This window comes from Corallincola luteus (genome assembly GCF_004336975.1).
In the GTDB taxonomy this organism is placed as follows: domain Bacteria; phylum Pseudomonadota; class Gammaproteobacteria; order Enterobacterales; family Neiellaceae; genus Corallincola; species Corallincola holothuriorum.
The window spans coordinates 441,429-453,325 of the sequence record NZ_SJXE01000001.1; the positions used below are offsets into that span (position 1 = coordinate 441,429).

Below are 11,897 nucleotides of genomic sequence, written 5' to 3' on the forward strand. Positions count from 1 at the left end.
CAATACTAAAAAATGTGATTTCAATCACTTGAGTTAGGGCACGGAGGAAGACACGTGAAAATATTAAAATGGTTTGTACTCCTGTCGGTTGTCTGGGTAACGGGTTGTACCAGTACTGGACAGGTTTCAACAAAAGGGTGGTGTGCCATGGCTGGCGGTGTCGGCGGTGGTTTATTAGGCGCGATTGATAGTGCCGGTGCTGCGGGTGCGGGTGCTGCAGCGGGTGCTTTATTAGGCTACTTTGTTTGTAATAATGACGAAGATGGCGATGGCGTTTACGATCAGGATGATGAGTGTCCCATGACCCCCGAAGGGGTAAAGGTTGATGCAAAAGGTTGCCCTATCGACAGTGATGGTGATGGCGTGCCGGATTATCAGGACAAGTGCCCTGGTACACCGACAGGCGTTAAAGTCGACAGCATGGGGTGCCCACTGGACAGTGATGGCGATGGTGTCCCTGACTATAAAGATCAATGTCCGAATACACCGCCTAATACTGCGGTAGATGAGTTTGGCTGTCCCCCAGCCCAAGCTGGCCCTGCGGCTTATGTGGCAGCGTGCGGTGATATGATCATGATGGATGGTCCGCGTATTGTTGGCTTCAAACATATCTTGTTCGATTTTGATTCCGCCAAGATCAAGGCGCAAGGTCAACAAGTGTTGAGCTGTGTTGCCGCGGTCTATGAAGAGACCAACATCCCGTTGGAGCTGGATGGTTACACCTGCTTTGTCGGTGATAAAGAGTACAACAAACGATTGTCTCAGCGACGAGCGAATTCCGCTCGAGACTACCTGATTAGCCAAGGCGTTAAAGAGAGCATGATCCGCGTTGAGTGGTATGGTGACTCCAACCCTGTGGCTGACAATAACGATTTAGGTGCCCGTTACCTTAATCGTCGGGTAGAAGTCAGTCCGGAATAGGCAATCTGTCTAACCGCTTAATAAAAAAGGGAAGCTAATGGCTTCCCTTTTTTATTCTCAGCGGCTTCTAGCCAAGTATCACAGCTTGGCGAAACAACGGCCTGCAGCGGCAATGGTGGCCTGAATATCAGCTTCTGAGTGAGCGGTAGAGATAAACCCTGCTTCATAGGCAGAAGGAGCCAGATAGACCCCCTCAGCCAACATCAGGTGGTAGAACTGTTGGAAACGTTGCAAATCACACTGGGTGACCTGGGCAAAGCTGCTCACTTCGGCGGCCTCGGTAAAGAAGAAGCCAAACATCCCCCCCACCTGATTAATAGCCAGTGGGATCCCCGACTTGTCTGCTTCGGCTTTAAACCCGTCTGCCAACATCTTCGCCTTGGCGCTTAACGCAAGGTGCAGATCGGGTTGTTGTAGCTCGGTCAGCGAGGCTAAGCCAGCAGCCATTGCTACCGGGTTTCCCGATAGCGTGCCGGCCTGATAAACCGCACCTTGTGGAGCGATATGGGCCATGATTTCCGCTTTCCCGCCAAACGCACCAACCGGCATACCGCCGCCGATTACCTTACCTAAGGTGGTTAGATCTGGGGTGACGCCGTAATGAGCTTGGGCACAGCCGAGGGCGACGCGGAAGCCGGTCATTACCTCATCAAATATCAGTACGCTACCATGCTTATCGCACAGCGCCCGCAACCCTTCGAGAAAGCCTGGCAGGGGTGGAATACAGTTCATATTGCCAGCGACTGGCTCGACAATGACACAGGCGATCTCATCGCCATATTCGGCAAAGAACTGCTTCACATTGTCGATATCGTTGAAAGTTGCGGTCAGGGTGTGTTTTGCCACATCTTCCGGCACGCCCGGTGAAGTCGGCTCGCCCAGCGTCAGCGCTCCAGATCCCGCCTTCACTAGCAGCGAGTCAGCATGACCGTGATAACAGCCTTCAAATTTAAGTAACTTGTCACGGCCGGTATAGCCTCGTGCCAAGCGGATCGCGCTCATGGTCGCTTCTGTGCCTGAGCTGACCATGCGTACTTTCTCGATCGAAGGAACCAGCTCAACCACTTTGGCGGCCATGGTTACTTCGATTTCGGTGGGGGCGCCGAAGCTCAAACCATTTTCAGCGGCATCGAGCACCGCTTGTTTGATGGCAGGGTGGTTATGACCCAGGATCATCGGTCCCCAAGAGCCTACATAATCTATATAGGCGTTGTCATCGACATCATATAAGCGTGCGCCATCCGCCCGTTGGAAAAAGAGAGGTGTGCCGCCGACACCGTTGAAAGCGCGTACCGGTGAATTCACGCCTCCAGGGATATATTGCTTAGCTTGGGAAAAGAGTTCGGCAGAACGAGTCATGGATACCTCAACAGGATGAGCCAGATATTAACTGGGGGAATTAAACAACAAGCAGGGACTATAGCAAACTAAATCGACAGCGAGAATTGACCCTAGCCGAGATCTGTATGCAGACGTTGGGTCAGGTGCTGCCAATTCACCACACCAATCGGCGTGTTAGTGTCACCGGCATGGATGATTACTGCGCCTCGGCGATTCTTTGATAGCCGTTCATATACGTCGCCGAGCGTGCGACGAACACTTAATTCTGGCATCGGCTCTAACAGGTAACCGCACTCTTGGGTGCTGTCAGCCGTCGCCAGTCGCCACGGCTGGTCTCCTTGATTGATCAGGAGAACAGGGCGATCGCCAGAGCGCTCCAGCGCATGCTGGATCACGCTGTCATCGGGGCGCTCCAGCAGAACAAAGTCTTTGCGCATGACAGCCTGCACACCAATCTTTTGCAGGTTAAGTACCACAGGTGAGATCTGATACGGCAGACGTTGCAGCTCCATCTGGGTTAAAAAGGCGGAGCGGGATCGAAACACCTGACTGGCGACCAACTGTGCCGAAATTAATACCAGCATCGCCGGTACGATAACTGCCGGTGTGTTGGTCAGCTCTAGGATCGCGACCAAGGCTGCCATCGGTGCATTCAGTGACGCACCCATCATCGAAGCCATGCCTATCACCACATAAATTCCCTGATGAGAAGCGAGATCAGGAGCGATAGGCAGCATGATCTGCAGCGCAATCATTCCGGCCAGCCCCCCAAGTGCGAATAGTGGGCCAATGATCCCGCCAGGAATACCCAAGCCAATGGCTAGCACCGTTGCCACCATCTTGCCGACAAACACGCCAATAAGCAGCGTCATCGCCGGTGATTCGCTTAAAGCCAAACCCAGTGATGCGTCCTCTGTGCCCATGATCTCTGGGAACATTGTCGCCAACACCCCAGTCGCGATGGCCGCCGTCAAGATCCGCGCTGAAAAGGGCAGCTTTTGACCACTGCGCATGCATATCAGTAATAACTGATTAAACAGTGCCGCCATGCAGCCAATGATGACACCGGAAAGGAGTAAAAACGGCACGTGATGCAACTGATCGAGGATGACAAAATCCAGCCCCTCAAAAGTGTGTGACTCGCCGAAGGCCAGGCGGCTCATGATCGAACCACAGGCCGATGCCAGCATAATCGGCAAGAACATGTGTACTTTGTATTCGCGAAGTACCACTTCCATAACGAAAATGACCGCGGCCAGTGGGGTATTAAATGATGCGGAGATACCCGCGGCGATGCCGCTGGCTGCCATTATCCGGGTGGCATTGTAAGGCAGGCGGAGGTAGTGGCCGATCATTGCACTGCCCGCCGCCCCCATATGTACCGCAGGGCCTTCTCGCCCGACGGAGAAGCCACAAATCAGAGACAGTGCGGCGCCAAGAAACTGATTAATGGTATTACGTAGGGGAATTAATCCATGATGAAACTTAACGCGATAGATGACAAAGGGGATACCGAGTCGATAATATTTTACCCCCATGGTCAGGGCGAGGATCAAGATCAGTACAGCGCCACTGAGGGGTAAGATAAAGTTCGCCCAGCCGGGTAGCGTGGTAAAGTCTTTATTGGCGCCAAGAATGGCGTGCTGGCAAAATTCTACCAGAAAGCGAAATATCAGGATAAGTGTGGCAGCAGAAATTCCGCCAACCAATCCCATGAAACAGTGATAAACCGTTACACTAGGGAAAGAGAGCGAATATCTCAGATGCTTGATTAGTGGTAGCTTATCCATGCCTTTGTCAGTATCTGCTTGACTGTGTTGTATGCCTAATTAGGTGCATAGTCTGGCAATAATGAGTCAACATTAACAATAGATTACATGAATCAGTGAATGATAACGATAATTTAAACCGTTTTCGTAACGGGACGATCAGTTTTCTCCAGTGGGTGCGAGATCATCGCAAACCCTTGCTGGGGGTGTGGTGTGCGCTAATGGTGGGGCTGATGATCGGTGAGTTTGGTAAAACCTCACTGTTTAATCAATTGAACGGCTGGCAGACGCAAGCCGACCAAGGTGCCACCGCGCAGGTCAGGTTAGAAAGCCAAATAGAAGGATTGACTGCTGAGTTGCAAGTGGAGCAAGCGGCCAATGCCGCGATGCAGCAGGAGATGGTTGCTCACCTTAACGAGATCTATGAGCAGCGTCGCGAGCTGACCTTCTACCGCAAGATCATGGCACCGGAAAAAGAAGCCAGTGGCGTGGTGATCGATGAGTTTGGCATTAGTGCCACTGCCAGCGCTGGCTTTTTCCGCTTTCGACTGGTATTGATGCAGTTAAAACGCTCGAAGCAGTTTGCCAAAGGCGCGATAGAGTTACGCATTGAGGGCAGCCAAACGGGCGAGCCTGCGACGCTTAATCTCGCTGAACTGGCCGGATTAACCGATAAGCAGCAAAAATTCAGCTTCCGTTATTTCCAGGAAATTGAAGGTGCTTTTACCCTGCCGGAGGGCTTTGTGCCTGAGCGGGTAGAGATCCGGGCGAGCCTGCCAAAGCGTGGCTCGCGCAAAGCCAGTAGTACCGCCAAGATGTATACCTGGCAACAATTGTTGGACAATACTTGAACGTAACACTCAGGTATTAGATAATTTCGCCGTTGTTTGATGAAAAGGGTTTAAAAATGTCGTTAGCCGCCGAGGCCACACCGATCGGATTCTCTGAATCAGCTGCGCATAAAGTGAAGCGCCTGATCGAAGAGGAAGAAAACCCAGCACTGAAGCTGCGGGTCTATGTTACTGGTGGTGGTTGTTCTGGATTCCAGTACGGCTTCACCTTTGACGAGAAAGTGAACGAAGGTGATACCACCATCGACAAAGAGGGCGTCACCTTGGTGATCGACCCGATGAGCCTGCAATATCTTGTAGGTGGGGAAGTGGATTACACCGAAGGCCTGGAAGGCTCTCGATTCTTTGTTAATAACCCCAACGCTACCACGACCTGTGGTTGTGGCTCTTCGTTCTCTGTCTAAATTCCCTAGGCTGCCATTGCTTTGGCGGCCTTTTGTTTTTCTCCTTTAGCAAGCCACTGGTTTGTTTTCTTCACCGAGAGAGGCAAGTCCGTGCGATAATGCGCGCCCTTTCTGCTGCCTATAGGCGCTTGTGATTGTGACTGTTTCGCCATCAGCTACTGTCGATGACTTTATTGCGCCACCATGTCATGGCGAAATCCGTATTCTTTATCAGGATGATGACATTCTGTTGCTCGACAAGCCTACAGGCTTACTCAGCTTGTCAGGTAAGCACCCGCTGAATAAAGATTCCGTGCACTATCGCCTAGTGACGGGCCAACTAAAGGGGCTATTCGCAAGGCCTGCCAATACTGAGGAGCTGCAAGCGTTTCCCACAGCAGCACTGGTTCATCGCTTAGATTTTGGCACGTCGGGGATCATGGTGGCAGCGTTGCACAAGCGGGCCACAGCTGAGCTCAGCAAGCAGTTTCAGGCCCGTAGTGTCAGCAAAAGCTATATCGCTATCTTAGAGGGGCAATTGGAGAATGAGCAGGGCGTTATCGACCTTCCTATTGCCAAAGACAAGCCTAACTTCCCGCTGCTCAAGGTCTGCTCAGAGAGCGGCAAGCCCGCGCGAAGTGAATATCAAGTGCTAGAACGCCTGCAGCAGCCAGATCGTTGCCGTGTGCGCTTTTCCCCAAAAACTGGCCGAACTCATCAATTGCGGATCCACAGCCAAGCCATAGGGCACCCTATACTGGGTTGCGATCTGTATAAAAATTCACGCAGTGAACCTATGGCTGAACGGCTATTGCTGCATGCGACAGAGTTACAGTTTGCGCATCCCACCAGTGGTTTGCCGATCCATGGCCGTAGCGTTTGTCCGTTTTAACTGTTTAAACCACCCATTTTCAGCGATCAGGAACAGAACATGTCAGATAAATTTTTCTTCAAAGGGCGTCAGGATGCGCGGGTTAACCACGTTCAGTCAGGTTACCAGACCAAAGCCAACCAAAAGGCTGGCAGCAAGAAATTTCCTCTTAGCTTGGTGGTCACCAGTGAGGAGCGCAAACAAGAGATCGAAGCGCAACTGGCGGAGGCAAAGCTGTATGGTCAAGTCTCTGTCGACACGCGTGATGGTGCTGAAGAATCGATTGCCGCACTGACTGTGTTATTGGCTAAAAGTGACACGGTTAAAGTTGAGAAAGTACCAGCCCGCAACGAGCCCTGTGTCTGTGGCAGCGGCAAGAAATATAAAAAGTGCTGTGGCTAGCGGTTATTGGCTTAGGTGGGGACACCGAGCCTTAGGCTTGGTGTGCTGCACTCATCAATTTGCCTGCCAACGGTTTGCCTGCAACGGTCTGCGATAGAGTCGCGCTAGCTCAACAATTCCTATATTAACCGGAGACTTAACTTAATCACTTTTAGTTTTGGGCTACGCTTAAATCACCACTGCACTATTTAGTTTGTTGGTGCTCTCGTCACGCTTAGCTCATTGTCTTTGAGAGATATCGATGGAAACCACTTATCAGATCGGCGCGTTGCACTCTTTTATTCTTGTCATCCTCGTTTTATTTATCGGTCGAGCCCTTTGCTCTTCGATGGCAGCACTGAAGAAGTTTAATATCCCCGAGCCGATTGTCGGTGGTTTGGTGGTCGCGGTTCTGGTTACGGTGCTGAAGTATCAGGGGATCCAGGTCGAATTCAGTGTGCCGATGAAAGATATTTTAATGCTGTTCTTTTTCAGCGCGGTAGGGCTCTCTGCCAGTTATAAAATGCTGCTAAAAGGGGGCCGTCAGGTCTTTGTCTTACTTCTGCTGGCGATGCTATTCCTGATCCTGCAAAACGCCGTCGGCGTGGGGTTAGCTGCAACCCTTGGGTTAGATCCCTTAATGGGACTTGTGGCGGGCTCTATCTCCCTCTCTGGTGGCCACGGAACAGGTGCGGCTTGGTCGCAGACGTTTGCTGAAAACTATGGCCTGAATACGATGGAGTTCGCCATGGCGGCCGCAACGTTTGGCTTGATCATTGGTGGTGTGGTGGGTGGCCCTGTAGGTCAGGGTTTGATCAACAAATATAAACTCAGGGAAGGCTATAACCACAAAGAGAATCACCACCTGAAAGATAAAAAGGTGATGACCTACGACCGCCGCGAAGAAGACCGTGTGTCGGCCACCAATTTGGCTGAAATACTGTTTTTGTTGCTGCTTTGTGCTGTGGGTGCAATGGAGTTGCAAACCTGGGTGGTGTCACTCGATATTCCTTGGCTAAATATGCCGCAATTTGTTTACGCTTTGTTTATTGGTGTGGTGCTCTCCAATCTGCTCGACGTTAGCAAGCTCTACACTATTAACAACGAAGTACTGGATGTGGTGAGTACCCTATGCCTGACGCTATTTTTGGCGATGGCGCTAATGAGTTTGAAACTGTGGGAACTGTTTAACCTCGCATTGCCCTTGTTGGTTATTCTTGTCGCACAAACCCTGCTGGTTATCACTTTCGTGGTTATCGTGACCTTTCGAGCCATGGGTAAAAGTTACGATGCCGCTATTATCTCTGCCGGACAATGTGGTTTTGGTATGGGCGCCACCCCGACGGCGGTGATGAATATGAGTGCGCTCACCGCGCGCAATGGGCCCTCACCGCAGGCATTTATCGTTGTCCCTGTGGTGGGCGCTTTCTTTATCGATATCGTAAATTTGATTGTGTTGCAGGGCTACATTGGGTTTCTTGATTGAGCGGTTGCACTGAGTTGATGTGATTGCTAAATGACGCTGATGTTTTGTTGAATATCGAAGTTTCTGAGCTGGGAAGAACTCGTCTGCGCTTTTAATCATTGTAGCGTTTCTAATGCCTAAAACAGGGAACAAGTTAGCGACAAAGCCGCACTGTAAAAGTTATCACAATGGTTTTTCTTGTTAGGCCTTAGGCCCTCGATTAGCACGCTTATATTTTGCTTGGTATGCTCGTCGCTGTTTAGTGATCTCATAGAGAACTATACCTGTTGTAGTAGCCAGGTTGAGGCTTTCAATCATTCCGAACATGGGAATAGAAACACAGAAATCACTACTCTCTACTGCAAGATCGCTGATCCCTCTCGATTCATTTCCGAACCAAACGGCTAGCTTAGGGTGAGTGTAATTAGTTTCGTGCAAGATGAAGTTATCTTTGCCCTTGACGTGGGGAGAAGTGACGATTGAAGTAAACCGTTTCTTTTTGAGGTGCTCCAAGCACTGCTCAGTGCTGTCAAACCTCTTTACAAACGTCCACTTTGAAGCGGATACCGAGACTTTATAGATAGTTTTTCGTTCTCTAATTTTTTCCCATTCATCTGGGAGAGTTTTACCACTATCGACGATATAAATTTTCTCAGCCCCAAGAGCATTAACATTTCTTATCACTGACCCAATATTTTTAGGATCCATTGGATTCTCTAAAACAACTATTAGGTTTTTACACTGATATGGTTTGATCTCATCAGCCTGCTGTCTGATAGCACTTTTTTTAGATTCCATTACTCTTTTACTTTCACGAATTGAGGTTTAATGCCCAAATAACGGGCAAGTTAGCGGCAAAGCCGCGCTGTATAATTTGTCTCAATGAATTTTCTTGTTAGGCATGATTTGCACCGTTGCTGATTGCAGTTACTACACGTTGGGGAAGATTGATTAACACGCCAGTGTTTCCAACTGCAAACTCACTGTATGAGAAAGCTAAACTCCGTTTCTTCACCCCTGTTGCCACTAAACTTCCAACTGGAATGGAAGCTTGGGGAAAACACCTTCGCAAAAAAACAACGGGCATGAATATGCTCAAATGCCCTTCTGACACCACTATGCCCCACAGGGAAAACCAAATCCAGCGACGGTGGGATAACCGCCGAAATCCAACGGATGCATAAGGCCATGATGTTTTCTCTGAACCTTTAGCGGGGAAAGCTCTCGCTATCCGATCCATGCCAACAACCCATGCGGCAAGCCTAAATAAGCATAAGAACAGCGCCAGCAACAGTATGAAAATATAAAGCTGATTCAAAGTGAATCCCTAACGCCCCAACCATGGGCGGATTGAGCTGGCTAAACTAAGGAGTGAAGCGACGAAAGCCAGCGAAAAGCCGTCCGCGTGGGTTAGTTTTGTTAGGTTTCTTGAGAACCTTTTCGACGAATGTAGCCAATGCTGTGCCAAAAATGATAAAGAACCACGCTTTAAAACCAGAGTTGAAAACTCCAAGGCCAAACCCATATGTAAATTTGAGTTCTTTATTGTCATCCAGAACTTCTAACGAATAGCTAGGAACTTCTGCATCGTTGAGCAGAACACCATCCGTGTTAAATGAATAAAGCCTAACATTGCCGCCTCTATCAAGGACAACATTAAAGTTCTCTGAAGATGCATCGCTATCAATTTGAAAATACTTGGATGCAGTATTTACTTGCCAGCCACGGACAAAATCGAGATTTTTGTTATATACATGAATTCGACTGAAAAATGTATTCGGTACAACGAAATATTGATTATCTATTAATCTATAGTTTCTAGTTTTTCCTACTGGAAGTTCGATAAAGCTAGGTAGCCAGTTAAGGCCACGGTCTGCTGCAATAAAGGATCCAAAGAAGCCTATGGATCCTAACGAAATGGATAGACCTGAAACTAGTAGGAGAATTGAAGCAAGCGAAACGCCTTCTGTGAAGATGATAGATACCAATTTATATCCGCCAGCCAAAACGGACAACATAATTACAACTGTGATCAGAGTAACGATAAAGCCCTCCCTAGAAACCTAACTTCTTGCGAAGCCAGTCCCGCGGAGGCGCGCTTTTCCGCGGCCGGAGTGAATTTGCGCAACTTGTTATGTGATGAACTCACCGACAGCTTCATGGTATTTGAACTTACTCGTTTTATATATTTTATTCGTATGATCTTGTACTAAAACGCGAAGCTGATACAACTTATTAAAACTTTCATCATCATATTTCTTTGGGGATTCAATCACTAGCGCCTTGCATACTGAATCCAGGTAAATTCCAATTTCTCGACTTGAGGTCGGGGGCATCAATTCTTCGAAGTCATCCATACCCCAGAAGTCTTCTCTATCTAATTTGTAGACATTATTATTACACTCGATAACAAGAGTATTAGGCTTCAGGATTACTGGTTGTGGACCAATATTTGTAAACCTTACTTTGATAAGACCTTCGTCTCTGACGTTATCCTCTTCCGTAAAATCTAGAACGCACGATTGAAACAGTTCTATTTCAATCCTCTTTCTGCGTTCGAAACGAGTTACAATAAACGTACAAACGCTGATTAAAAAACCTAACACGCCTGCAGTTTTAGCAATCACATCGATATTCATAGTTCCACACAACGCCGCAAGCACGGGCAACGAACAGCGGCTCGCCGCGTGGTTTTCGTTGTCTCCGAGGAGCAAAGCGACGAGTTAGTGACTTGCATTGTTAAGTGTTTTACCACTGCGAAACGTCCATATTCTCAGAAACTTGCAGCCCCATGTTGCTAAATTGGACGACTATATTTTTATATAGTGACTGCGTCTCAGTAGCTTGAAAAGAACCAAACATATTTAAACCTGCCAATTCATACACAAGATCAATTGCTTGATATGAGGCACTACTTTCATCCTCAGCATCGCCGATTGAGGCCCTATAAGCTGACTCCCACTCAGCAAGATTACCTTTCTCTAGATAGAAGGGCATATTTTTCATAACCGCGATCATATTGCGGTGATTTTCATGCATACCTTCCAACTGGAGTTCGAGCTGGCTTGCTAATGTTGCGATTGTTCTACAAAGTGCCATTGCTGATTACACTTAACGCTAGATAGCTATACATCGTAGGTCTAATCAGATAGTGGGGCTATGTCTATCTATCCCACCGATGCTATCTATCACGTCTCATTAGGTTTTATAATCGCATCATAACCTGCTGTTTTAGTGTGTGTATTGGCTGATGTCACATTCAGAGGCTAAATCAAGGGCTAGATTTTTGCGCCAAATATACGCTTCAGGGTGCCGTCTTTATCGATGATGTGGTGCTTAAGTGCGCCGACGATATGCAGCACAACGGCGGCGATAACCAGATAGCCGAGCCAGCTGTGGCAGGCATGAGCAAAAGAAGCGATAGCCGCATTGTGGGGGATCACTTTGCTCGGATCCGCAGGATCGGGATTCATTGCTACGATTTCCATGCCGAATACCATTAAGCCATGGCCACCCATTGTCGACATGATAGCGCCGGAGATGGGCATAAACACAGTGCCGAGGATCAGCGCCCAGTGAACGACTTTCGCCAGCAGGTGTTCTATCTGGCTATATTTCCCGGCGGGGGTTGGCCAGCCATTGGTGACTCGCCAGAACACGCGAATAAGGACAATGAAGAAGATGATAAAGCCAAATGATTTGTGCCATGGATAGAGGGCATAGGCTTTTGTTTCGACCATGAAAACGCCGATGGCTAAGAGTGCGATCATCATCAGTCCAACGATCCAGTGCAGGGCGAGTGTCGTGGGACTAAATTTATTCGGTGTGTCTCGTTGCATAGCAACCACCTTGTTTGGGCGATGTGTGGTGTTGTATCAGAAGCCTAGAAGGTAGAAGTTACTTTGTCAGTTTGGA

General features: G+C 48.7%; 14 protein-coding genes. 6 read left to right on the forward strand and 8 right to left on the reverse strand.

What is annotated here, in order from left to right:
- Positions 1 to 54 precede the first annotated feature (54 nt).
- Positions 55 to 921: an OmpA family protein gene (locus tag EZV61_RS02025; protein WP_205695294.1), complete on the forward strand. Its 867-nt coding sequence runs from the start codon at positions 55 to 57 to the stop codon at positions 919 to 921.
- Positions 922 to 999: 78 nt separating this feature from the next.
- On the opposite strand, the gene hemL is transcribed toward EZV61_RS02025, so the two are convergent.
- Together hemL and EZV61_RS02035 are read right to left on the reverse strand one after the other, a co-directional pair.
- Positions 1,000 to 2,280, reverse strand: a complete 1,281-nt coding sequence (gene hemL, locus EZV61_RS02030) for a glutamate-1-semialdehyde 2,1-aminomutase (RefSeq protein WP_131414157.1) — start codon at positions 2,278 to 2,280, stop codon at positions 1,000 to 1,002.
- A gap of 92 nt (positions 2,281 to 2,372) precedes the next feature.
- Positions 2,373 to 4,052 carry a chloride channel protein gene (locus EZV61_RS02035; RefSeq protein WP_131414158.1) on the reverse strand — a complete coding sequence of 560 codons (1,680 nt, stop codon included), beginning with the start codon at positions 4,050 to 4,052 and terminating at the stop codon, positions 2,373 to 2,375.
- A 95-nt stretch (positions 4,053 to 4,147) separates the two neighbouring features.
- Between EZV61_RS02035 and EZV61_RS02040 the strand changes: the two genes are divergently transcribed.
- From EZV61_RS02040 to gltS, 5 genes are all read left to right on the forward strand, one after another.
- Positions 4,148 to 4,882: a DUF6776 family protein gene (locus tag EZV61_RS02040; RefSeq protein WP_131414159.1), complete on the forward strand. Its 735-nt coding sequence runs from the start codon at positions 4,148 to 4,150 to the stop codon at positions 4,880 to 4,882.
- A 56-nt stretch (positions 4,883 to 4,938) separates the two neighbouring features.
- Positions 4,939 to 5,286, forward strand: coding sequence for an iron-sulfur cluster insertion protein ErpA (erpA, locus tag EZV61_RS02045; RefSeq protein ID WP_114337047.1), 348 nt, complete (start codon positions 4,939 to 4,941; stop codon positions 5,284 to 5,286).
- A 136-nt stretch (positions 5,287 to 5,422) separates the two neighbouring features.
- Positions 5,423 to 6,157 carry an RluA family pseudouridine synthase gene (locus EZV61_RS02050; protein ID WP_240695135.1) on the forward strand — a complete coding sequence of 245 codons (735 nt, stop codon included), beginning with the start codon at positions 5,423 to 5,425 and terminating at the stop codon, positions 6,155 to 6,157.
- Between the two features lie 39 nt (positions 6,158 to 6,196).
- A complete protein-coding gene (locus EZV61_RS02055) occupies positions 6,197 to 6,538 on the forward strand; it encodes a PBPRA1643 family SWIM/SEC-C metal-binding motif protein (protein ID WP_131414161.1) in 342 nt (113 codons plus the stop codon).
- A gap of 241 nt (positions 6,539 to 6,779) precedes the next feature.
- Complete coding sequence (gltS, locus tag EZV61_RS02060; RefSeq protein WP_131414162.1) at positions 6,780 to 8,003, forward strand: sodium/glutamate symporter; 1,224 nt, start codon at positions 6,780 to 6,782, stop codon at positions 8,001 to 8,003.
- 180 nt (positions 8,004 to 8,183) lie between these two features.
- Here gltS and EZV61_RS02065 read toward each other — a convergent pair whose 3' ends face one another.
- The 6 genes from EZV61_RS02065 to EZV61_RS02090 form a co-directional block, all read right to left on the reverse strand.
- Positions 8,184 to 8,780 carry a TrmH family RNA methyltransferase gene (locus tag EZV61_RS02065; RefSeq protein WP_114337051.1) on the reverse strand — a complete coding sequence of 199 codons (597 nt, stop codon included), beginning with the start codon at positions 8,778 to 8,780 and terminating at the stop codon, positions 8,184 to 8,186.
- A gap of 97 nt (positions 8,781 to 8,877) precedes the next feature.
- Positions 8,878 to 9,300 (reverse strand): hypothetical protein, encoded by a 423-nt coding sequence (locus EZV61_RS02070; RefSeq protein WP_131414163.1) that lies wholly within the window; start codon positions 9,298 to 9,300, stop codon positions 8,878 to 8,880.
- Positions 9,301 to 9,346: 46 nt separating this feature from the next.
- Positions 9,347 to 10,000, reverse strand: a complete 654-nt coding sequence (locus EZV61_RS02075) for a hypothetical protein (RefSeq protein WP_131414164.1) — start codon at positions 9,998 to 10,000, stop codon at positions 9,347 to 9,349.
- A gap of 114 nt (positions 10,001 to 10,114) precedes the next feature.
- Positions 10,115 to 10,621, reverse strand: a complete 507-nt coding sequence (locus EZV61_RS02080) for a hypothetical protein (RefSeq protein ID WP_131414165.1) — start codon at positions 10,619 to 10,621, stop codon at positions 10,115 to 10,117.
- A gap of 109 nt (positions 10,622 to 10,730) precedes the next feature.
- On the reverse strand, positions 10,731 to 11,081 hold the full coding sequence (locus EZV61_RS02085; RefSeq protein ID WP_131414166.1) for a hypothetical protein: 351 nt from the start codon (positions 11,079 to 11,081) through the stop codon (positions 10,731 to 10,733).
- 179 nt (positions 11,082 to 11,260) lie between these two features.
- Positions 11,261 to 11,821 (reverse strand): cytochrome b, encoded by a 561-nt coding sequence (locus EZV61_RS02090; RefSeq protein ID WP_131414167.1) that lies wholly within the window; start codon positions 11,819 to 11,821, stop codon positions 11,261 to 11,263.
- Between the last annotated feature and the right edge of the window lie 76 nt (positions 11,822 to 11,897).

Excerpts from the sequence above, each read along its gene's own strand:
- erpA (WP_114337047.1), top strand. The coding sequence starts at position 4,939 with ATGTCGTTAGCCGCCGAGGCCACACCGATCGGATTCTCTGAATCAGCT.
- EZV61_RS02080 (WP_131414165.1), bottom strand. The coding sequence starts at position 10,621 with ATGAATATCGATGTGATTGCTAAAACTGCAGGCGTGTTAGGTTTTTTA.
- hemL (WP_131414157.1), bottom strand. The coding sequence starts at position 2,280 with ATGACTCGTTCTGCCGAACTCTTTTCCCAAGCTAAGCAATATATCCCT.
- EZV61_RS02090 (WP_131414167.1), bottom strand. The coding sequence starts at position 11,821 with ATGCAACGAGACACACCGAATAAATTTAGTCCCACGACACTCGCCCTG.
- EZV61_RS02075 (WP_131414164.1), bottom strand. The coding sequence starts at position 10,000 with ATGTTGTCCGTTTTGGCTGGCGGATATAAATTGGTATCTATCATCTTC.
- gltS (WP_131414162.1), top strand. The coding sequence starts at position 6,780 with ATGGAAACCACTTATCAGATCGGCGCGTTGCACTCTTTTATTCTTGTC.
- EZV61_RS02055 (WP_131414161.1), top strand. The coding sequence starts at position 6,197 with ATGTCAGATAAATTTTTCTTCAAAGGGCGTCAGGATGCGCGGGTTAAC.
- EZV61_RS02085 (WP_131414166.1), bottom strand. The coding sequence starts at position 11,081 with ATGGCACTTTGTAGAACAATCGCAACATTAGCAAGCCAGCTCGAACTC.
- EZV61_RS02065 (WP_114337051.1), bottom strand. The coding sequence starts at position 8,780 with ATGGAATCTAAAAAAAGTGCTATCAGACAGCAGGCTGATGAGATCAAA.
- EZV61_RS02035 (WP_131414158.1), bottom strand. The coding sequence starts at position 4,052 with ATGGATAAGCTACCACTAATCAAGCATCTGAGATATTCGCTCTCTTTC.